Origin of the sequence: Streptomyces sp. NPDC002701, assembly GCF_042889045.1 — a bacterium.
GTDB lineage: Bacteria > Actinomycetota > Actinomycetes > Streptomycetales > Streptomycetaceae > Streptomyces.
This window is the reverse complement of record NZ_JBIAQL010000003.1, coordinates 162,064-181,478: the sequence shown is the minus strand read 5'-3', so window position 1 is coordinate 181,478 and position 19,415 is coordinate 162,064. Positions and strand designations below refer to the sequence as shown.

General features: G+C 69.9%; 19 protein-coding genes. 9 read left to right on the top strand and 10 right to left on the bottom strand.

The genetic code is table 11. The features are described 5' to 3' along the window. Positions 1–65 precede the first annotated feature (65 nt). From ACFYXC_RS09235 to ACFYXC_RS09220, 4 genes are all read left to right on the top strand, one after another. A complete protein-coding gene (locus ACFYXC_RS09235; protein WP_388912417.1) occupies positions 66–1,343 on the top strand; it encodes an extracellular solute-binding protein in 1,278 nt (425 codons plus the stop codon). Between the two features lie 87 nt (positions 1,344–1,430). Further along, positions 1,431–2,435 carry a carbohydrate ABC transporter permease gene (locus ACFYXC_RS09230; protein WP_388912420.1) on the top strand — a complete coding sequence of 335 codons (1,005 nt, stop codon included), beginning with the start codon at positions 1,431–1,433 and terminating at the stop codon, positions 2,433–2,435. Further along, positions 2,432–3,262: a carbohydrate ABC transporter permease gene (locus tag ACFYXC_RS09225; RefSeq protein ID WP_388912423.1), complete on the top strand. Its 831-nt coding sequence runs from the start codon at positions 2,432–2,434 to the stop codon at positions 3,260–3,262. Before ACFYXC_RS09230 ends, ACFYXC_RS09225 begins: the two co-directional genes overlap by 4 nt. 9 nt (positions 3,263–3,271) lie before the next feature. Beyond that, positions 3,272–4,774 (top strand): glycoside hydrolase family 3 protein, encoded by a 1,503-nt coding sequence (locus tag ACFYXC_RS09220; RefSeq protein ID WP_389548784.1) that lies wholly within the window; start codon positions 3,272–3,274, stop codon positions 4,772–4,774. A gap of 221 nt (positions 4,775–4,995) precedes the next feature. Here ACFYXC_RS09220 and nagB read toward each other — a convergent pair whose 3' ends face one another. Both nagB and ACFYXC_RS09210 read right to left on the bottom strand, forming a co-directional pair. Next, positions 4,996–5,781, bottom strand: a complete 786-nt coding sequence (gene nagB / locus ACFYXC_RS09215; protein WP_389548781.1) for a glucosamine-6-phosphate deaminase — start codon at positions 5,779–5,781, stop codon at positions 4,996–4,998. 138 nt (positions 5,782–5,919) lie between these two features. After that, the gene (locus ACFYXC_RS09210) at positions 5,920–6,672 is read right to left on the bottom strand and encodes an SDR family oxidoreductase (RefSeq protein WP_388912430.1); all 753 of its coding nucleotides are present in this window, start codon (positions 6,670–6,672) and stop codon (positions 5,920–5,922) included. Positions 6,673–6,767: 95 nt separating this feature from the next. On the opposite strand from ACFYXC_RS09210, the gene ACFYXC_RS09205 reads away from it, so the two are divergent. Both ACFYXC_RS09205 and ACFYXC_RS09200 read left to right on the top strand, forming a co-directional pair. Then, on the top strand, positions 6,768–7,418 hold the full coding sequence (locus tag ACFYXC_RS09205) for a TetR/AcrR family transcriptional regulator (protein WP_389548777.1): 651 nt from the start codon (positions 6,768–6,770) through the stop codon (positions 7,416–7,418). Between the two features lie 555 nt (positions 7,419–7,973). Further along, positions 7,974–9,440: a sensor histidine kinase gene (locus ACFYXC_RS09200; RefSeq protein ID WP_389549971.1), complete on the top strand. Its 1,467-nt coding sequence runs from the start codon at positions 7,974–7,976 to the stop codon at positions 9,438–9,440. Positions 9,441–9,817: 377 nt separating this feature from the next. Here the strand turns inward: ACFYXC_RS09200 and ACFYXC_RS09195 are convergent, their stop codons facing one another. Then, a complete protein-coding gene (locus ACFYXC_RS09195) occupies positions 9,818–10,075 on the bottom strand; it encodes a WhiB family transcriptional regulator (RefSeq protein WP_016639615.1) in 258 nt (85 codons plus the stop codon). A 317-nt stretch (positions 10,076–10,392) separates the two neighbouring features. Further along, positions 10,393–11,361 carry a diacylglycerol/lipid kinase family protein gene (locus tag ACFYXC_RS09190; protein ID WP_389548774.1) on the bottom strand — a complete coding sequence of 323 codons (969 nt, stop codon included), beginning with the start codon at positions 11,359–11,361 and terminating at the stop codon, positions 10,393–10,395. Between the two features lie 156 nt (positions 11,362–11,517). Between ACFYXC_RS09190 and ACFYXC_RS09185 the strand changes: the two genes are divergently transcribed. After that, positions 11,518–11,967: a hypothetical protein gene (locus tag ACFYXC_RS09185; protein ID WP_388912438.1), complete on the top strand. Its 450-nt coding sequence runs from the start codon at positions 11,518–11,520 to the stop codon at positions 11,965–11,967. A gap of 48 nt (positions 11,968–12,015) precedes the next feature. Here ACFYXC_RS09185 and ACFYXC_RS09180 read toward each other — a convergent pair whose 3' ends face one another. From ACFYXC_RS09180 to ACFYXC_RS09170, 3 genes are all read right to left on the bottom strand, one after another. Further along, positions 12,016–13,140, bottom strand: coding sequence for an RNA polymerase sigma factor SigF (locus tag ACFYXC_RS09180; RefSeq protein ID WP_388912441.1), 1,125 nt, complete (start codon positions 13,138–13,140; stop codon positions 12,016–12,018). A gap of 17 nt (positions 13,141–13,157) precedes the next feature. Continuing rightward, complete coding sequence (locus ACFYXC_RS09175; protein WP_055512819.1) at positions 13,158–13,571, bottom strand: anti-sigma regulatory factor; 414 nt, start codon at positions 13,569–13,571, stop codon at positions 13,158–13,160. A 251-nt stretch (positions 13,572–13,822) separates the two neighbouring features. After that, positions 13,823–14,083, bottom strand: coding sequence for a UBP-type zinc finger domain-containing protein (locus tag ACFYXC_RS09170; RefSeq protein WP_388912444.1), 261 nt, complete (start codon positions 14,081–14,083; stop codon positions 13,823–13,825). Between the two features lie 61 nt (positions 14,084–14,144). On the opposite strand from ACFYXC_RS09170, the gene ACFYXC_RS09165 reads away from it, so the two are divergent. Next, the gene (locus ACFYXC_RS09165) at positions 14,145–15,740 is read left to right on the top strand and encodes a Na+/H+ antiporter (RefSeq protein ID WP_389548769.1); all 1,596 of its coding nucleotides are present in this window, start codon (positions 14,145–14,147) and stop codon (positions 15,738–15,740) included. Here the strand turns inward: ACFYXC_RS09165 and ACFYXC_RS09160 are convergent. The 3 genes from ACFYXC_RS09160 to ACFYXC_RS09150 form a co-directional block, all read right to left on the bottom strand. Further along, on the bottom strand, positions 15,737–16,666 hold the full coding sequence (locus tag ACFYXC_RS09160; protein WP_389548766.1) for a 1-aminocyclopropane-1-carboxylate deaminase/D-cysteine desulfhydrase: 930 nt from the start codon (positions 16,664–16,666) through the stop codon (positions 15,737–15,739). The two genes, ACFYXC_RS09165 and ACFYXC_RS09160, sit on opposite strands and share 4 nt — an antisense overlap. Further along, positions 16,635–17,309, bottom strand: coding sequence for an N-acetylmuramoyl-L-alanine amidase (locus ACFYXC_RS09155; protein WP_389548763.1), 675 nt, complete (start codon positions 17,307–17,309; stop codon positions 16,635–16,637). Before ACFYXC_RS09155 ends, ACFYXC_RS09160 begins: the two co-directional genes overlap by 32 nt. Positions 17,310–17,446: 137 nt before the next feature. Beyond that, positions 17,447–17,683 carry a hypothetical protein gene (locus ACFYXC_RS09150; RefSeq protein ID WP_389548760.1) on the bottom strand — a complete coding sequence of 79 codons (237 nt, stop codon included), beginning with the start codon at positions 17,681–17,683 and terminating at the stop codon, positions 17,447–17,449. A gap of 238 nt (positions 17,684–17,921) precedes the next feature. Between ACFYXC_RS09150 and ACFYXC_RS09145 the strand changes: the two genes are divergently transcribed. Next, a complete protein-coding gene (locus ACFYXC_RS09145) occupies positions 17,922–19,328 on the top strand; it encodes a family 2B encapsulin nanocompartment shell protein (protein WP_389548757.1) in 1,407 nt (468 codons plus the stop codon). Positions 19,329–19,415: the final 87 nt, after the last annotated feature.

Here is a 19,415-nt window from a genome sequence, read left to right as displayed (position 1 = left end):
GGGCAGTACTCGTCGTAAGTCACGCGGTGGGCAGGGGGGTTGCTGGCATCCCTGAGGAGGATGACGTGAATCGCAAGCTCATCGCGGCCGTCGGTGTCGCGGGCATGTTGATGTCGGTCGCTGCCTGTGGCGGCGACGACGGTGACAGTGGCGACAAGACGGGGGCCGACGGTTACAAGGGCGAGACCCTGACCGTCTGGGCCATGGACGGCTCCACGCCGCCCGGCTGGACCAAGGACGTCACGGCTGCCTTCGAGGCGAAGACGAAGGCCAAGCTGAAGTTCGAGACACAGCAGTGGAACGGCATCCAGCAGAAGATCACCACCTCGCTCTCCGAGGAGAACCCGCCGGACGTCATCGAGGTCGGCAACACCCAGACCCCCGCCTACGCGGCCACCGGAGGTCTCGCCGACCTGACGGACCTCAAGGAGGAGATCGGCGCCGACTGGACGAAGGCCCTCAACGAGTCCTCGGTCTTCGACGGCAAGCAGTACGCGGCCCCCTGGTACTTCGCCAACCGCGTCGTCGTCTACAACAAGAAGGTCTGGGCCGACGCCGGCATCAAGGACACCCCGAAGACGCGGGCCGAGTTCTTCGACGCCCTCAAGGCCATCGACAAGAAGACCGACGCCGAGCCGCTCTACCTGCCCGGCCAGAACTGGTACTTCTTCGACGGCCTGACCATCGGCCAGGGCGCCGACCTGGTGAAGAAGGAAGGCGACAAGTACGTCTCCAACCTCGCGGACCCGAAGGTCGGCAAGGCCATGGAGATCTACAAGCAGTACCAGTCGTACTCCAAGGCCCCCAAGGACAAGGACGAGGCGACCCCGCAGCAGGCCGAGGTCTTCGCCAAGGGCAACGTCGGCGCCTTCGTCGGCATGGGCTGGGAGGCCGGCACGGCCATCGCCGCCAACAAGAAGATCGAGAAGGACATCGGCTACTTCACCATCCCCGGTGAGACGGCCGACGAGCCCGAGGGCGTCTTCCTCGGCGGTTCCAACTTCGCGGTCGCCGCGGGCAGCAAGAAGCAGGAGCTCGCCAAGGAGTTCCTGAAGATCGCCCTGTCCGACAAGTTCGAGGGCGCGCTCGCCAAGGAGAACGGCGTCATCCCCAACAAGGAGGCGCTGCAGACCAACCTCGTCGGCAACGCCGCGGCCGAGGCCGCCGCTCCCGCCGCGTCCGGCGGTGGCACCACCCCGCTGATCCCCGAGTGGGCCGCCGTGGAGAACGAGCCGAACCCGATCAAGGCGTACATGACCGCGGTTCTGAAGGGCAAGTCGCCCGCCGCCGCCGCCAAGCAGGTCGAGGCGGAGATCAACAAGCGGCTCGCGCAGAGCAGCTGATCACCTACGTGCCGGGGACGGCCCCTTCCGTCCCCGGCACGCCGGCGCATCCGACTGCGAATCCCGACGGTGGAAGAGATGGCGAGCATGTCAGTGCAGACCGAACGCACGGACACAGGCAAGGCCGCGGCGCCCGGTGTCCGTAAGACCGACGTACCCCCGCCCGACGACACAGGCACAGGCACGGGCCCGGCCGGAAAGCGCGGCGGCGCGTCCGCCCCGTACCTGCTCCTGCTGCCCGCCCTGCTCGCCACGGTGATCCTGCTCGGCTGGCCGCTCATCAAGAACGGCATGCTGTCGTTCCAGAACCTCAACCCGCGCCAGCTGATCCTGCACCTCACCGAATGGCGGGGGATCGACAACTACACCGACGTCCTGAGCAGCGCGGACTTCTGGAAGGTCGTCCAGCGCACGGTCGTCTTCACCGCGGTGAACGTCGTCCTCATCATGGTGCTCGGCACCCTCGTCGGCCTGCTCCTCGCCCGGCTCGGCAAGCGCATGCGGCTGGTGCTGCTGCTCGGTCTGGTGCTGGCCTGGGCGATGCCGGTGATCGCCGCGACCACCGTCTACCAGTGGCTGTTCGCCCAGCGCTTCGGCGTCGTCAACTGGCTGCTCGCCAAGGCGGGCTGGACGTCGATGGCCGACTACAACTGGTTCGGCACCCAGCTCTCCACCTTCTCCGTGATCACCCTGCTGATCGTCTGGCAGTCGATCCCGTTCGTGGCGATCAACCTGTACGCCGCCACGACCACCATCCCCAAAGAGCTGTACGAGGCCGCCTCCATCGACGGGGCCGGAACGTGGAAGAGCTTCACCCACGTGACCTTCCCCTTCCTGCGGCCGTTCCTGTGGGCGACGACCTTCCTCGAGGTCATCTGGGTGTTCAAGGCGTTCCCGCAGATCTTCGCCATCAACAAGGGCGGACCCGACCGGCTCACCGAGACCCTGCCGATCTACGCGTTCGTCGAGGGCCCCGGCAACCAGCACTACGGCATGGGCGCGGCGATCTCGTTCCTGACGATCCTCATCCTGCTCGGCCTGACCGCCTACTACCTCCGTACCGTTCTCAAGCAAGAGGAGGACGAGCTGTGAAGCGCTCCCTGATGGGCCGGCTGTGGCCCAACGCGACGGCCCTCGTCCTCTTCGTCGTCTTTGCGTTCCCCGTCTACTGGATGTTCGCGACCTCGCTGAAGCCGACCGGCGACATCATCGCGGACACCCCGGTCTTCGTACCGACCGACATCACCTTCGACCACTTCCACAAGGCGCTCGACGCCGACCACTTCTGGACGCTCGTCGGCAACTCCCTGACGGTGACCGTCCTCGCGGTGGTCTTCTCCCTCGTCATCGCGCTGTTCGCGTCCTTCGCACTGGCCCGTATGCGGTTCAAGGGCCGCCGCGGATTCCTCCTGACCTTCATGATCGCGCAGATGGCCCCCTGGGAGGTCATGGTCATCGCGATCTACATGATCGTGCGCGACGCGGACCTCCTCAACAGCCTGATACCGCTCACCGCCTTCTACATGATCATGGTGCTGCCCTTCACGATCCTGACGCTGCGCGGGTACGTCGCCGCCGTGCCGAAGGAACTGGAGGAGTCGGCGATGGTGGACGGGTGCACCCGCGGGCAAGCCTTCGTGAAGGTCATCTTCCCGCTGCTCGCCCCGGGGCTCATGGCGACCTCGCTCTTCGGCTTCATCACGGCGTGGAACGAGTTCCCGCTGGTCCTGATCCTCAACAAGGACGCCGAGAAGCAGACGCTCCCGCTGTGGCTCTCCAGCTTCGAGACGACGTTCGGCGACGACTGGGGCGCCACCATGGCCGCCGCCTCCCTCTTCGCCGTCCCGATCCTGGTCCTCTTCGTCTTCCTCCAGCGCAAGGCCGTCAGCGGACTCACCTCCGGCGCGGTGAAGGGATAACGCCACCAGATGACCACCATCGCCTCCGGCACCGACACGCTCACCCGTGACGCCCTTGCCGTCCTGCAGCCCGGCTTCACCGGGACCTCCGCTCCGTCCTGGCTGCTCCGGCGGCTCGGTGAGGGCCTCACCTCCGTCGGCCTCTTCGGCCGCAACATCTCCTCTCCCGACCAACTCGCCGCCCTCACCGCCCAACTGCGCGCGGAACGCGACGACGTCCTGGTCGCCATCGACGAGGAAGGCGGTGACGTCACCCGCCTCGAGGTGCGTACGGGGTCCTCGTTCCCCGGCAACCACGCGCTCGGCGCGGTCGACGACGTGGCGCTGACCGAGGCCGTCGCCCACGAACTGGGCCGCCGGCTGGCCGCCTGCGGCGTGAACCTCAACTGGGCGCCGTCCGCCGACATCAACTCCAACCCGGGCAACCCCGTCATCGGCGTACGGTCCTTCGGCGCCGACACCGCCCTGGTCGCCCGGCACACCGCCGCCTACGTCACCGGACTCCAGTCCGCCGGAGTCGCCGCCTGCACCAAGCACTTCCCGGGCCACGGCGACACGGCGGTCGACTCCCACCACGCGCTGCCGCGCATCGACGCCGAACTGCCGGTCCTGCACTCCCGCGAGCTGGCCCCCTTCCGCGCCGCCGTCGCGGCCGGCACCCGGGCCGTGATGAGTGCGCACATCCTGGTCCCGGCCCTCGACCCGGCCCACCCCGCGACCCTCTCCCGCCGTGTCCTCACCGGGCTGCTGCGCGAGGAACTCGGCTTCGACGGGCTGATCGTCACCGACGGCATGGAGATGCAGGCCATCTCCGCGACCTACGGCATCGAACGCGGCAGCGTCCTCGCGATCGCCGCCGGCGCCGACGCCATCTGTGTGGGCGGGGGACTGGCCGACGAGGCGACGGTCCTGCGCCTGCGGGACGCGCTCGTCACGGCGGTCCGCTCGGGCGAACTCCCCGAGGAACGCCTCGCGGACGCGGCGGCCCGGGTACGCGCCCTCGCCTCCTGGACCGCCGAGACCCACGGTACGGCGCCGGGCACGGCCTCGGCACCGGCCGCCGACGGTCCCGAGATCGGCCTGGTGGCGGCCCGGCGCGCGCTGACCGTCACCCGCGGACAGCATTACGCGCCGGTCACCGAGGCGCCGTACGTCGCGGCCTTCACCCCCGTCGCCAACATCGCCGTCGGGGACGAGACCCCCTGGGGCGTCGCCGCCGAACTGTGCCGCACGCTGCCGGGCACGGAGACCGGGAGCTTCACGGGGGAGGGGGCCGGCGCCGAGGCGCTCGCCGCCGCCGGGCCGCGCCGTGTGGTGGCCGTCGTACGTGACGTCCACCGCCACGCCTGGATGGCGGCGGCCCTGGACACGCTGATCGCCGCCCGGCCCGACACGGTCGTGGTCGAGATGGGTGTACCGCAGGCTCCGCCTTGCGGCGCCCTCCATGTCGCCACGCATGGCGCTGCGCGGGTGTGCGGGCTGGCGGCGGCGGAGGCCATCACCGGGGCGTGAGCCCGCCCCGCTGTCGGCTTCCGCCACCGTCTGGACGACGGGGCCGGGTTCCCCACGGGCCCGGCCCCTAGCCGTGTGCGTCGCCGGCCCTCGGCCGCCGACCGCCGGGGTATTGCTGTCGGCTGCGGGTTCGTTGTGGCTGGTCGCGCAGTTCCCCGCGCCCCTGGTGGGGTGTGGTGGGGGTGGGTGTGTGGGTGCCGCCTGCCGGGGCTGGCTCTCGGTTAGATGCCCTGCCAGGACGGCTTGTCGGCGTAGGTGTGGCGGAAGTAGTCCGCCAGTTTCAGCTTGGAGGCGGCTGCCTCGTCCACCACCACCGTGGCGTGCGGGTGCAGCTGGAGCGCGGACGCCGGGCACACCGCGGCGACCGGTCCCTCGACGGTCGCCGCCACCGCGTCCGCCTTGCCCTCACCCGTGGCGAGCAGCACCAGGTGGCGTGCCTCCAGGATCGTCCCGATGCCCTGGGTGATCACGTGGTGCGGCACCTGCTCGATGTCGCCCTCGAAGAAGCGCGCGTTGTCGATCCGTGTCTGCTCGGTCAGCGTCTTGATCCGCGTGCGGGAGGCCAGCGAGGAGCACGGCTCGTTGAACCCGATGTGACCGTCGGTCCCGATGCCGAGCAGTTGGAGGTCGACCCCGCCGGCCTCCGCGAGCGCCCTGTCATACGCCTCGCACGCCGCCCGGATGTCCTCCGCGGTGCCGTCCGGCCCCATGAAGGCGTCCATGCCGAGCCCCAGCGGCTCCAGCACCTCGCGCCGCAGCACCGACCGGTACGACTCGGGGTGCTCGGCCGGCAGCCCCACGTACTCGTCGAGCTGTGCGACCCGGGCCCGCGAGACGTCCACGGCCCCGGACTCCACCTTCGCCGCCAGTGCCTCGTAGACGGGCAGCGGTGTCGAACCGGTGGCCACCCCGAGCAGGGCGTCGGGCTTGTGCCGGAGCAGCTCCGCCATGGCCCCGGCAATGAGCTCGCCACCCGCCTTGGCGTCCGAAACGATGACAACTTCCACGCTGGGCCTGCCGTTCTGAAGGGGACCTCACCTGCATATGTGGTATAGACCAATCTAGCAGAGTGTGCCTCTCCAGTCGCGTGTTCCCGGACGCTGTTGCCCGCCCCGGCGCAGAGCTCGCGGGCGCTTCGCGACCGCTCAGGTCAGCGAACCTCCCGTCGCGTCCATCCAGTGCCCCGTCACCCACCGTCCCTCGTCCGAGGAGAGGAACGCCACCACGTCGGCGACGTCCGCCGGGGTGCCCACCCGTCCGAGTGCCGATATCGCCGCGGCCCGCGCCCACGCCTCGTCGCTCGCTCGCAGCCAGCCGGAGGTGTTGTCCGTGTCGATGACGCCCGGCGCCACCGTGTTCACCGTGATGCCACGGGGGCCCAGCACCTTGGACAGGTCCCGCGTGAAGATGTCCAGGGCCCCCTTCGTCATCGCGTACGCCATCTTGTCCGGCATCACGGCGGTGCGTGCGAGACCGGACGAGATGTTGATGATCCGCCCGCCGTCCCGCAGGCGGGTCACGCCGAGCCTGGTGATGAAGTGCGGCGCCTTCACGTTCACCGCGAAGACCCGGTCGTACTCGGCCTCGTCGATCTCGTCGAACGGGCGTGACGTACCGATCCCGGCGTTGTTCACCAGGATGTCCAGGCCGTCCGCGTGCCGGTCGAACTCCCGCCACAGCTCGTCCGCGTCCCCCGGCACCCCCAGCTCCGCCCGCAGTGCGAAGGCGGAACCGCCCGCGGCCCGGATCGCCTCCACCGTGTCCTTCGCCGCCCCCTCATTGCTGCCGTAGTGCACGGCCACCCGCGCCCCGTCCCGCCCGAGGCGCTCGGCGATACCCCGCCCGATCCCCCTGCCGCCGCCCGTCACCAACGCCGTCCTGCCTGCGAGCACGCCCATGTCGGCCCCCTCCATATTTCTCTAGCGGTCGCTACAGAAAAAACCGTATCCCAAGCCACCGCCATTTCTCTAGCACTCGCTATAAAATCCACTCCATGGTGAACAGACAGGCGGCGGACCGGCCGGCGGAGCCGGCATCCGCGACCGGGCCACGCGGCCGTGGCCGTGGCCGCCCCCGTTCCTTCGACCGTGAGACCGCGCTCGAGAAGGCGATCCTCGCGTTCTGGGAGCACGGCTACGAGGGGACCTCCGTCTCCGACCTCACCGAGGTCATGGGCATCGGAGCCCCCAGCCTCTACGCGGCCTTCGGCGACAAGCGTTCCCTCTTCGAGGAGGTCGTCACCGCGTACGGCGCGCGGTACGGCTCGTTCGGCGACCGCGCGCTCGCCGAGGAGCCGACGGTCCGTGCCGCGGTGGAGCGGATGCTGCGGGAAGCCGCCGCGGAGTACACCGAACCAGGCCGTCCGCCCGGCTGCCTGGTCGTCCATGCCGCCACCAACTGCACCACCCCCGAGGTGGAGGAGTCCCTGCGTGCGCGGCGCAACGCCAACATCGCCGCCATCGAGAGCCGTATAAGAGCCGGTGTCGCCGCAGGTGAGCTGCCCGCCGACACCGACGCCGCCGCGCTGGCCCGGCACACCGGCGCCATGATCCAGGGAATGTCCCAGCAGGCCCGGGACGGAGCCACCAAGGAGGAGCTGGAGGCGGTCGCCGAACTCGCCGCGCGCATCTGGCCCCGCCCGTGAACCGCCCGGGGTTAGGCTGCGTGGTGGATGTAAGACGCGTGTTGTGGGATCGAGTGACAACAACAAACACGCGACAACACATGGACAGCCGTAGTGGTCTAGTCCAGAATCGGAGGCGAAGCTTGAGAACGCAACCGAATGATCAAGCATCCGCCTGATCCAGCATCTGCCCGACCGAGCATCCATCTGATCGGGCAGGCCGCCCGGTCGAGTAGTCGCCTGATCGAGCATCCGTGCGGTCAAGCCGTCCGGTTGATCGGTGCACCGCAGGATCAAGCCTTCGTACGACCGAGCCACTGCACGACCGAGCCTCCGCCTTCCCCGCACAGGAAGGCGGATCGAGGAGCCGGCGCTCTCTGCCCTGACTGCACCGGATCCTCATCCTTCGGCCGACCGGGACCGCACACCCCACGGCCGATGTTGCTCCGGGCTGCGGTGCCGGGAGGGTTGAGGGTCCCTCTCAGGCGCCGCGGCCCGCGGGTGTCTCCGGGGCCCCAGGAGCGGCTCACTTCGGGCTCCGTCCCACGCGGCGGGTACGCTCGCACCGTGCCCTCCATGAACGACCTCGTACGCCAGCACACCGCCCTCGGTGCCTCCGACCTCGAGTGGCTGCATCTGCTGGTCTCGGAGTGGCAACTGCTCTCCGACCTCTCCTTCGCGGACCTCGTCCTGTGGGTTCCCACCCGCGACGGCACCCGCTACGTCTCGGTCGCCCAGATGAGGCCCAACACCGGACCCACCTCGTACCAGGACGACATGGTCGGCCACCTCGTCCCCCGCGGCCGCCGTCCCATGCTGGACGCCGCCCTGGACGAGGGCCGGATCGTGCGGGAGGGCGACCCGGAGTGGCGCGAGGAGGTTCCCGTACGGGTCGAGTCCATCCCCGTACGCAGAGAGGGCCGCGTCCTGGGCGTCATCGCCCGCAACACCAACCTGCTCTCCGTGCGCACGCCCTCGCGGCTCGAGCTGACCTACCTGCAGAGCGCCTCCGACCTGGCCCAGATGATCGCGGCGGGTTCCTTCCCGTTCCCCGACCAGCAGGTCGACATGGACGCCTCACCCCGTGTGGGTGACGGTCTGATCCGGGTGGACGCGGACGGCGTCGTCCAGTACGCGTCTCCGAACGCGCTGTCGGCGTACCACCGCCTCGGCCTCGCCGCCGACCTGGTCGGGCATCACCTCGGGCAGACCACCGCCGAACTCGCCCCGTCGCGCGGCCCGGTGGACGAGGCGCTCGCCAAGGTCGCCAGCGGCTGGGCACCCCGCGAGTTCGAGATCGAGAGCAACGACGGCGTGATCCAGCTCCGTGCGATCCCGCTCAAACCCAAGGGCACACGCGTCGGTTCCCTGGTCCTCCTGCGGGACGTGACCGAACTGCGCCGTCGCGAGCGCGAGTTGATCACCAAGGACGCGACCATCCGGGAGATCCACCACCGGGTGAAGAACAACCTCCAGACGGTCGCCGCCCTGTTGCGTCTCCAGGCCCGCCGCATCGAGTCCGACCGGGGCCGCGAGGCCCTGGAGGAGGCGGTGCGCCGGGTCGGCTCGATCGCCATCGTGCACGAGACCCTCTCCCAGAATCTCGACGAACGCGTGGAGTTCGACGAGATCGCCGACCGGGTGCTCGCCATGGTCGCCGAGATCTCGCCGGGCAAGGTCACGGGCCGGCGCACGGGCCGCTTCGGGATACTCGACGCCGAGGTCGCGACCCCGCTCTCCATGGTCCTCACCGAGATCCTGCAGAACGCTCTGGAGCACGGATTCCGCGAGGGCGAGCGCGGCACGGTCGAGGTGTCCGCGGTGCGCGGCGGCACGTCGAAGGAGAACCGTCTCCTGGTCACGGTCCAGGACGACGGGGTGGGCCTGCCCGAGGGCTTCGACCCGCACCGCTCGGGCAACCTCGGCCTGCAGATCGTACGGACCCTGGTGGAAGGCGAGTTGGGCGGCACCTTCGACATGCTCCCCGCCCCGGAGCGCGGCACCCAGGTCGTACTGGACATCCCGGTACGCACTCCCAAGTAGGCCGAGCGACCCGATCGGTCCCGCCGCCTTGGGCCGTTCGAGTGACGCGGACAGCCGGCGTCACCGCGGGGGCCTGAGCGATCCAGACGGCGTCGCGTCCCACCCGCCCCTTGTGACCGTCCCGCACCATTACTTCACGAACACGCTGCGTGAACTCCACCCGCGAACCCGGCCGCCGGAAGGGTACGTGGCAGCCGGTCACCCCGCGATCGCAAACAGCGAGCAAACAGCAATGAGCCCCGGACCACTGGATGGTCCGGGGCTCACCGTGTCATTCGGTTCTGCGCATCCGGGGGTTCTGCGCGCTGCGGCTCGGGGGCGGGAGATGCGTACTCGCTGTACGCGCCGCCGGGCTCAGGCTGTTGTGGGGCGGGTTGTCAGGCGGAAGCCTGACGGGCCCTGTTGCGGGCGGCGCGGCGCTTCATTGCGCGGCGCTCGTCCTCGCTGAGACCACCCCAGACGCCGGAGTCCTGGCCGGACTCGAGCGCCCACTGCAGGCACTGCTCCATGACGGGGCAGCGACGGCAGACGGCCTTGGCTTCCTCGATCTGCAGCAGCGCAGGACCGGTGTTGCCGATGGGGAAGAAGAGCTCGGGGTCTTCCTCGCGGCAAACGGCGTTGTGACGCCAGTCCATGGCTGCTACCTCTCCTTGGTATTACATGCATGTCGCTTGTGAATGTGAACGCTTTCACGAATCCCTCAACAAGTGAAGGGCCGACTACCAGACGGACTGGCGTGGTCCTTGAAGCGAGGAGGGGTTCCGGCGCTCTGTGGGGGCGATGTTGCGGCCCGTCCCGAGCGCCACGTAGAGACTCGCAAACCTCAGCGGCGGATACAACCCCTACCGAAAAGTTTTTTTTGATTCCTCGGTGTCGACTAGGTCACAGCCGTACTTCCATGGGGTGGATCCTGGCCTAAACGTTCGAGTGGAAGGACTTTAGCCCGTTCCGCTCACACAATCACACGCAGTGCACGGCGAACGCCTGTGAACGCGACGCTCGTACGCAGTCCGAGGTGGTCGCCGTCCATCTGCAGGGGCAGCGGGACCTTCGAATGCAAGGTGAAGTCGGTCAGATCATGCAGGGACACCGCATGCTTGCCACGGGGTCCGCGCTCGGGGGACGAAGTGAGCAACTGCGTGCCATACCGGGCAACCGCGCCCGTCGACATGCGGCTGAGACCGAGTACGTCGAGGCCGGTATCGAACGAAGCCTTAGGTGACGCGTACACCGGGCGATTGCCCAGATAGGTCCACGGAGAGGTGTTGCAGACTATGGACAGCACCAGATCGGTCACCGGGTCGGCCCCCGGGCGCTCCAGCGTGATCGTGCCCCCGCGGCGGTGGGTCTCCCCGAAGAACTGGCGCATCGCCTGGCGGAGGTAGAGGGAGTGCGTGGAGCGTTTGCCGCGCTCCCGGTGCTGTTCGACCCGGCCGACCACGCCTGCGTCGAAACCGAGCCCCGCGTTGAAGGTGAACCAGCGGGCGGGTACCGCCTCGTCCTCGCTGCCCGGGGTGCCCGCGGCGAGACCCAGGCCCACCGTGCGCTGCCGGCCCTCGCGCAGGGCGTCCAGAAGGGCGCCCGTCGCCTCGACGGCGTCGTTGGGCAGGCCCAGGGCGCGGGCGAAGACGTTGGTGGAGCCGCCGGGGACGACGGCCAGGCCGGGCAGCCGATCGGGGTCCGGGCCGTTGTGCAGCAGACCGTTCGCGACCTCGTTGACCGTGCCGTCGCCGCCGAGGGCCACGACCAGTTCTATGTCCTTGCTCTCCGCGGCCTGCCGGCCGAGGTCCCTGGCGTGCCCGCGGTACTCGGTGGTGACCGCCTCGAGTTTCATCTCGCTCGCCAGTGCGTGGATCAAGACGTCACGCGTGCGTGCGCTGGTGGTGGTTGCTGCCGGATTGACCACAAGAAGTGCACGCATGCGATGCAGCGTACCTACCGCGTGGTACTCGACCCATACCGAGGTGAGGAACGGGTGGGAGCGGGACGGCCCGCCGAAAGCCGCCGGAGCGCGGCCGGCGCCCGGACCGTGCACCGGGGCCGAGGGCGGACAGGGGGCGCGGGCTACCCTTCAGGAGTGAGCCCTGAGCAGAAATCCACCCCGGAGACCACCGACGCCGAGCCCCGCCCCGGGCGGCTGACCGCGGCGGCCGCGCTCGCCGCGCTGGAGGGGGCCGCCCTCGTCGTCGGGGGCGTCTACCTGCTCGTGGAGGGCCTCACGGGCCATCCGGACGACCGGGGCCAGGCGGTCACCGGCGGGGTGACGCTGATCGTGCTCGCCCTGCTGCCTCTGCTGGCCGCGCGGGGGCTGTTGCTGCGGCGCGGCTGGAGCCGGGGCCCGGCGATCATCACGCAGATCATGGCGCTGCCCGTCGCGTACAACCTGCTGCAGGCCGACAGCCTTGCCATTCCCGGCGGGATCGCTCTCGCGGTGGTGGCCGTCGCGACGCTGGTGCTGATCCTGAACCCCGAGACGACCCGGGCGCTGGGGATCACCGGGCCGGGCGGAGTGCGCGGACCCGAGTAGCGACCGCGGTTCCCCGCGCCCCTGGCGGGGCGCGAGCCGGGTGACGTGCTACTCCTCCACCAGCAACTTCTCGCGGAGCTGAGCCAGCGTCCGGGCCAGCAGCCGGGAGACGTGCATCTGCGAGATGCCGACCTCCTGGGCGATCTGCGACTGGGTCATGTTCGCGAAGAAGCGCAACAGCAGGATGCGCTTCTCGCGCGGCGGAAGGTCCTCCAGGAGCGGCTTGAGGGACTCGCGGTACTCGACGCCCTCCAGTGCCTCGTCCTCGGAGCCCAGCGTGTCCGCGACGGCCGGCGACTCGTCGTCCGTGTCGGGGACGTCCAGGGACAGCGTGGAGTACGCGTTGGCCGACTCCAGGCCCTCCAGGACCTCCTCCTCCGAGATGGCCAGCTTCTCGGCCAGCTCGTGCACGGTGGGGGAACGTCCGTGCTGCTGGGACAGTTCCGCGGTCGCCGTGGTCAGCGCGAGCCGCAGTTCCTGCAGCCGGCGCGGTACGCGCACGGCCCAGCCCTTGTCCCGGAAGTGCCGCTTGATCTCGCCGACGACCGTCGGGGTCGCGTACGTCGAGAACTCGACGCCGCGCTCCGGGTCGAAGCGGTCGACCGACTTGATCAGGCCGATGGTCGCGACCTGCGTGAGGTCGTCCAGCGGCTCGCCGCGATTGCGGAAACGGCGCGCGAGGTGCTCCACGAGCGGCAGATGCATGCGGACCAGCTGGTTGCGCAGCTCCGCGTACTCCGGGCCGCTGCTGTCCAGCTCGCGCAGCTTGATGAACTTGGCCCGCGCCCCGCTCCGGTTGTGGGGGTCGTGCTGTGCTCCCGCCGCGCCGTCGTCGGCGTTTCGTTCGTGCTCGTGCTGCTCGCTCATGATCCCGCCCGTCACCCGCCGCCGCCCTTCCAAGGACGTCCCCCCAGACTCCGTCCGGGGGGACCCCCGCTGCGCGGCAACGTCTGGATCGTGTCGCCCGTCACTGCCGGAATGCGCCTCGCGCTCGTCCTCGTCGATCGGCTCACCCCGCGACGTCCCGGCCACCGGTGAACCGCTGTCCTCCGGGTGCGGCCGGGCCTGCTGTTCGGGGATGCCGTCGACGCCTTCCGCCAGGCGCCGGGTCCCGCCGGGGCCCTCTTCGCCCTCGGCGGGGAGTTCCCGTGTGCCGCGCTCTTCGTCCCGCACCGGCCCGTCCCCGTTCCTCACGCCGGCCCGGGTCCCGCGCCGCGCTGTTTGTAGAGGCTGATCGAAACGGTTTTGTCGTCGGCCACCGAGGAGGAGACCTTGCCCGCGAGAGCTGACAGCACGGTCCAGGCAAAGGTGTCCCGTGCCGGGGCGTGGCCGTCGGTGGTCGGGGCCGAGACGGTCACCTCGAGCGAGTCGTCGATCAGGCGGAAGACACAGCTGAGCACGGAGCCCGGCACCGCCTGTTGCAGCAGGATCGCGCACGCCTCGTCCACGGCGATGCGCAAGTCCTCGATCTCGTCGAGGGTGAAGTCCAAACGCGCCGCGAGGCCGGCCGTGGCCGTGCGCAGCACCGACAGGTAGGCACCCGCAGCCGGCAGCCGGACTTCGACGAAGTCCTGGGTCGCGGGCTCGCCTGCGATCTGGGACACCCTCACCTCCAAGGTGGTACATGCTCTTTCGGGGGCCGAGGGTCGCCCCCCGGGGTAACGCGCATCATGGTTCAGCGGTGACGCTATCGCGCTCTCAGGTGTCCTGTCCCCGGGACCCCAACCCCTTGCTGTCACTCATAGTAAACCTATGTATACGCACAGTGGCTAGGGGTCTGCGGGCCCAATTGGGAAGAGCGCGCGCCGGATTGACGTACCCAGACGTCAGACGGTCGAACCGTCCGGACCCTACGTCACACCAGTACGTGATCGACGAAGCACCAGCGCCAGTCCTCGCCCGGCTCGAAGGTCCGCATGATCGGATGTCCCGACTCCTTGTGGTGCTCTGTCGCGTGCCGCATCGGCGACGAGTCGCAGCAGCCCACGTGACCGCAGTCGAGGCACAGGCGCAGCTGCACCGGGTGCGTGCCCGCCGCCAGGCATTCGAGGCAGGTGTCGCTCTGCGGCGCCGGTGCCGGATGCGGCAGCGCGTCGGCGTGCGTGCACTGTTTCATGATTGCCAGATTACGTCGGGTGTGCGGGAATCCGCGCGGAAACGAAAACGGGTCGATACCGATGCATGTGATGCCCCTGCTGCTGCTGATCGCGGGCAGTGCCGCCGTGGCGGGCGCCGCGCGCCGCACTCCGGTGCCCGCACCCCTGCTCCTCGTCGCCGCGGGCCTGATCGTCTCGTACGTGCCCGGGGTGCCCGAGTACACCCTCGACCCCCATGTGGTCCTGCCGCTGCTGCTGCCCCCGCTGCTCTACACGGCGGCCACGGACAGCTCGTACCTGGACCTGAGGGCGCAGGTCCGGCCGGTGGCGCTGCTGTCGGTCGGATACGTGCTCTTCGCGACGTTCGCCGTCGGATGGGCTGCGTACGTGCTCGTGCCGGACCTCTCGCTCACCGCGGCGCTGGTGCTCGGCGCGGTCGTGGCGCCGCCGGACGCGGTGGCGGCCACGGCGGTGGCACGGCGCGTCGGGCTGCCGTCGCGGGTCACCACGATCCTGCAGGGCGAGTCCCTGGTGAACGACGCCACCGCGATCACCGCCTACAAGGTGGCCCTCGCGGCCGCCGTCGGCGAAGGCGCGACCTGGGCGGGCGGCATCGGCGAGTTCCTGCTCGCGGCGCTGGGCGGCATCGGCGTCGGACTCGTCCTGATGGTGCCGATCCACTGGATGCGCACCCACCTCAAGGAGGCGCTGCTGCAGAACTCGCTGTCGCTGCTCACCCCCTTCTTCGCGTACGCGGTCGCCGAGCAGGTGCACGCCTCCGGAGTGCTCGCCGTGGTCGTCGTGGCGCTCTATCTGGGCCACCGCAACTGGGAGGTCGACTTCGCCACCCGGCTCCAGGAGGAGGCGGTCTGGAAGATGGTCGCGTTCATCCTGGAGTCGGCGGTCTTCGCCCTCATCGGCCTGCAGCTGCCGGTGATCCTCAAGGGCCTCGGCGAGTACGAGGGGGTGAACGCCGCCTGGTACGCCGTGGTCCTCTTCGTGATCGTCGTCGCGACCCGCTTCGCCTGGGTGTACCCCGCGACCTTCCTGCCGCGCCTGCTGTCCGCGCGGATCCGGGAGCGGGAGGAGAACCCCACCTGGAAGGGGTCCTTCGTCATCAGCTGGGCCGGCATGAGAGGCGTGGTCTCGCTCGCCATCGCCTTCTCGATCCCGCTCACCGTGCACGACGGCGAGGACTTCCCCGGCCGCAACATGATCCTCTTCCTGACCTTCACCACGGTCATCGGGACGCTCGTCGTACAGGGGCTGACGCTGCCGCCGCTCATCCGCATGCTGAAACTCCCCGGGCGGGACGAGCAGGCCGAGACGCTCGCCGAGGCGAACGCGCAGGCGCAGGCGTCCCGGGCCGCCGAGAGACGCCTGGAGGAACTTCTCGCCGACGAGCGCAACACCCTTCCGCCGCCCCTCGCCGACCGGCTGCGCACGGTGCTGGAGCGCCGTCGCAACGCCGTCTGGGAACGCCTCGGCCAGGTCAACACCGTCACCGGCGAGACCGTGGACGACACCTATCGGCGGCTGTCCCGGGAGATGATCAGTGCCGAACGCGAGGTGTTCGTGAGACTGAGGGACGCCCGCCACATCGACGACGAGATGCTGCGCACCCTGCTGCGACGGCTGGACCTGGAGGAGGCCGCCGCGTTCCGGGAGGCGGCCTAGACACCGTCCGGGGCGCCCGTGATCACGGCCGCGACCGTCGTCCCGCGCGTGAACGCGCCCTCCTCGGCGAGGGTCACCAGGGCGTACAGCGTCTTGGCGACATAGAGACGTTCGACGGGCAGGTCGTGGCGCCTCTCGAAGTCCCCCGCGAAGGCGTCGAGTTCGGGAGGGGTACGGGCGTAGCCGCCGAAGTGGAACCGGTCGTCCAGGGACCAGTCACCGCGCGGACCGCCGAACGCCTCCTCCTGGAGGGCACGTATCTCCGCGCCGAGGAAGCCGCCCTTGAGCACCGGGATGCCCAGCGCCCGCTGGCCGGGGGAGAGGCCCCCGGCCAGGCCGGCCAGGGTGCCGCCCGTGCCGCAGGCCAGCGCGACCAGGTCGGCGTGGCCTCGCAGCTCCTCGCCCAGAGCCGTGCAGCCCTGGACGGCCAGGGAATTGCTGCCGCCCTCCGGGATCACGTACGCCCCCTCGCACGCGGTCGCGCGGAGCAGGGCGGCCAGTGTCCCCGGCTCGCTCTTGCGGCGGTACGTCGGCCGGTCGACGAAGTGCAGCCGCATGCCGTCGGCCGCGCACCGGGCGAGGACCGGGTTGAGGGGGCGCTCGGCGAGCTCGTGGCCGCGGACCACGCCGACGGTGGGCAGCCCCAGGAGACGGCCGGCCGCGGCGGTGGCCCGCAGATGGTTCGAGTACGCGCCACCGAAGGTGAGGACCGTGCGGCCGCCCGCCGCCAGGAGGTTCGGCGCCAGCTTGCGCCACTTGTTGCCGATCAGCTCCGGGTGGATCAGATCGTCCCGCTTCAGCAGCAGCCGCACACCGCGTCGCGCGAAGCGCTCGTCCACGGCCTCCCGCAGCGGCGACGGCAGGCGTGGCCGCAGGACGCCGGGGGTGACGGCTTCAGGGGTGTCGGAGCTGCTCACACCGCCCATTGTCGGACATGCGTCCGAGCGGCACGCGGGGCTGCGCCGTCGTCGTGGCGTCTCCCGCCAGGCGGTCGCGGACGCGGGCCCGCAGGGCGGCCATCGTGAAACCGCGGGGGTCGATCTTCCCCGGCTGCCACTCCAGGTGGCCGATCACCGAGCGCTCCGTCCAGCCGTGGTGGCGGCAGACCGCCGCCGCGGCCCGCTCGATGGCGTCCAGCTGGGCCTCGGGCCAGGGATCCTCGCCGTCGCCGAGGTTCTCGCACTCGAATCCGTAGAAGTGGCGGTTGCCGTCGGTGTTCGCCTCGTTGTCCGGCGGCAGGGCGCTCTCGGCGATGACCGCGCGCAGGACGTCGTCGTCGCCGAGGCCCGCGTGGTTGGCGCGGCCGTAGCCGACGATGTGGACGCGGCCGTCCTTGGTGATGACGCCCTGGCACAACGGGCCCGGTAACCCGCTGTAGCCGTCACGGCAGAGCTCGACCGTCCGCGCGCTGCCCGATGTCACCGTGTGGTGGATCATCACGCCGTGGACCGGGCCCCACGGGCCCTTGTGGTTACGGTTGTGCTGCTCCCAGTCGCCGACCTCGACGACGGTGATTCCCTCCGCCTGCAACCGGCTCAGGAAACTTGCCGCGGACATGGGTGGGGCCACGACCGCCTCCTCACAGGGCGCGACGGTCACCTTTCGTGACCGCCTCGTACCGCTGGTTGTACCCGGAACCGGCCTGCGGGGACCCTTTCTCCGCACAGCGTGTGAGCCGGTGCGGCCAGCGGCGCGGCCGGGCCGCCTCAGGTGGAGCGAAGGAAACCGTCCCCGTGTGTCGCGATGTGGCTCTCCACGGCCTGGAGCGCCTGCTGGGTGGCCGCCGGCGAACCGCTGCCGCGCTGCTCCGCCAGGTACGCCGCGCCGAGATTCTTCAGCAGATCGCCGCCCGCCCGCTGCGCCTGCACTTCGTCGATCTTCTGCTTGCCCTGCGTGAGGCCGCGCTGCGCCTGTTCCCTGGCGCGGTCCAGAAAGCCTGACATGACCGTCTCCTCCGTCGTCGTCCGTGTTGCCCGTCCAACGGGCGGCCCGATCTTGGAGTTCCCGGCGGGGAAGATCCCGGAACCTCGCGGTCCAGGCCGGGCGGCGCAGGCTCGTGCGCACACACGTCGTGCCCCGTTTCCCGAAGATCCATTCCCCCTCTTTCGTGTAATAGCACCAGCACGGTCCGTGATGGAAGTGTTGTCGCCGCAGCTCAGTGCACGATGGGGAGGACATTTCATGTCGGTAGGCGAAGAGATCCGCGCGGACCAGGACCAGCCGCAGAAGAGTCTCGGCACATCCGCGGCGCGGAACCTGGCCACCACCACCAAGTCCGCACCACAGATGCAGGAGATCAGCTCACGATGGCTGCTGCGCATGCTGCCGTGGGTGAACGTGCAGGGCGGCACGTACCGCGTGAACCGCAGGCTCAGCTACTCCGTGGGAGACGGCCGCATCACGTTCCTGAAGACCGGTGACCGCGTCCAGGTCATCCCGGCGGAGCTCGGCGAACTGCCGGCGCTGCGCAGCTACGACGACCCGGAGGTGCTGGGCGAGCTGGCCCAGCGCTGCGAGCAGCGCGAGTTCGCGCCGGGCGACGTGATCGCCTCCTTCGGCAGCCCGGCCGACGAGGTGTTCCTGCTTGCGCACGGCAGGGTCGAGAAGACCGGCACCGGACCGTACGGGGACGACACGGACCTCGGAGTCCTCGCCGACGGCGCCTACTTCGGCGACCAGGCGATCACCGACCCGGACGCCATCTGGGAGTACACGGCCCGCGCCGTCACCGCCTGCACGGTCCTCGCACTGCCCCGCGCGGACCTCGAACAGATCGCGGAGCGCTCCGACTCGCTGCGCGGACACCTGACGCGGCTGCGCTCGATCCCGGCGCAGCGCGCCAACCACTACGGCGAGAAGGAGATCGACCTAGCGTCCGGCCACACCGGAGAGCCGGCCATCCCGGGAACCTACGTCGACTACGACGCCGCGCCGCGGGAGTACGAACTCAGCGTCGCGCAGACCGTGCTGCGCATCCATACACGCGTGGCCGACCTCTACAACCAGCCCATGAACCAGACCGAGCAGCAGTTGCGGCTCACCGTGGAGGCACTGAAGGAGCGCCAGGAGCACGAACTCATCAACAACCGCGAGTTCGGGCTGCTCAACAACTGCGAGTACGACCAGCGGATCCAGCCGCACGACGGCGTACCGGGCCCGGACGACCTGGACGAACTGCTCACCAGGCGGCGCGGCACCAAGCTGCTCCTCGCCCACCCGCGGGCCATCGCCGCGTTCGGCCGCGAACTCAACAAGCGCGGACTCGTCCCGGAGACCCTGGACGTGGCGGGCAACCGCATTCCCACCTGGCGCGGAGTGCCGATCTTCCCGTGCAACAAGATCCCGGTCACCGAGGCCAGGACGACCTCGATCATCGCCATGCGTACGGGTGAGGCCGAACAGGGAGTGATCGGGCTCCAGCAGGCAGGCATCCCGGACGAGATCGAACCGAGCCTGTCCGTGCGGTTCATGGGCATCAGCGAGCAGGCGATCATGTCGTACCTGGTGACGACGTACTACTCGGCTGCCGTCCTGGTGCCGGACGCGCTCGGCGTCCTGGAGAACGTCGAGATCGGCCGCTGGCGGTGACCTCCGGTGCGCGGCGTGCCGTGTTCCCGCCGGCCGGGACGGGTGGTTCACCGGGGTACGCGCCCAGCGTCAGCGGAACCGCCACCG

What these genes read in the sequence shown, in the direction of transcription:
- ACFYXC_RS09230 (WP_388912420.1), top strand. Translation starts at nt 1,431, where the DNA reads ATGTCAGTGCAGACCGAACGCACGGACACAGGCAAGGCCGCGGCGCCC.
- ACFYXC_RS09220 (WP_389548784.1), top strand. Translation starts at nt 3,272, where the DNA reads ATGACCACCATCGCCTCCGGCACCGACACGCTCACCCGTGACGCCCTT.
- ACFYXC_RS09210 (WP_388912430.1), bottom strand. Translation starts at nt 6,672, where the DNA reads ATGGGCGTGCTCGCAGGCAGGACGGCGTTGGTGACGGGCGGCGGCAGG.
- ACFYXC_RS09205 (WP_389548777.1), top strand. Translation starts at nt 6,768, where the DNA reads ATGGTGAACAGACAGGCGGCGGACCGGCCGGCGGAGCCGGCATCCGCG.
- ACFYXC_RS09200 (WP_389549971.1), top strand. Translation starts at nt 7,974, where the DNA reads ATGAACGACCTCGTACGCCAGCACACCGCCCTCGGTGCCTCCGACCTC.
- ACFYXC_RS09195 (WP_016639615.1), bottom strand. Translation starts at nt 10,075, where the DNA reads ATGGACTGGCGTCACAACGCCGTTTGCCGCGAGGAAGACCCCGAGCTC.
- ACFYXC_RS09190 (WP_389548774.1), bottom strand. Translation starts at nt 11,361, where the DNA reads ATGCGTGCACTTCTTGTGGTCAATCCGGCAGCAACCACCACCAGCGCA.
- ACFYXC_RS09170 (WP_388912444.1), bottom strand. Translation starts at nt 14,083, where the DNA reads ATGAAACAGTGCACGCACGCCGACGCGCTGCCGCATCCGGCACCGGCG.
- ACFYXC_RS09165 (WP_389548769.1), top strand. Translation starts at nt 14,145, where the DNA reads ATGCATGTGATGCCCCTGCTGCTGCTGATCGCGGGCAGTGCCGCCGTG.
- ACFYXC_RS09160 (WP_389548766.1), bottom strand. Translation starts at nt 16,666, where the DNA reads ATGGGCGGTGTGAGCAGCTCCGACACCCCTGAAGCCGTCACCCCCGGC.
- ACFYXC_RS09150 (WP_389548760.1), bottom strand. Translation starts at nt 17,683, where the DNA reads ATGTCAGGCTTTCTGGACCGCGCCAGGGAACAGGCGCAGCGCGGCCTC.
- ACFYXC_RS09145 (WP_389548757.1), top strand. Translation starts at nt 17,922, where the DNA reads ATGTCGGTAGGCGAAGAGATCCGCGCGGACCAGGACCAGCCGCAGAAG.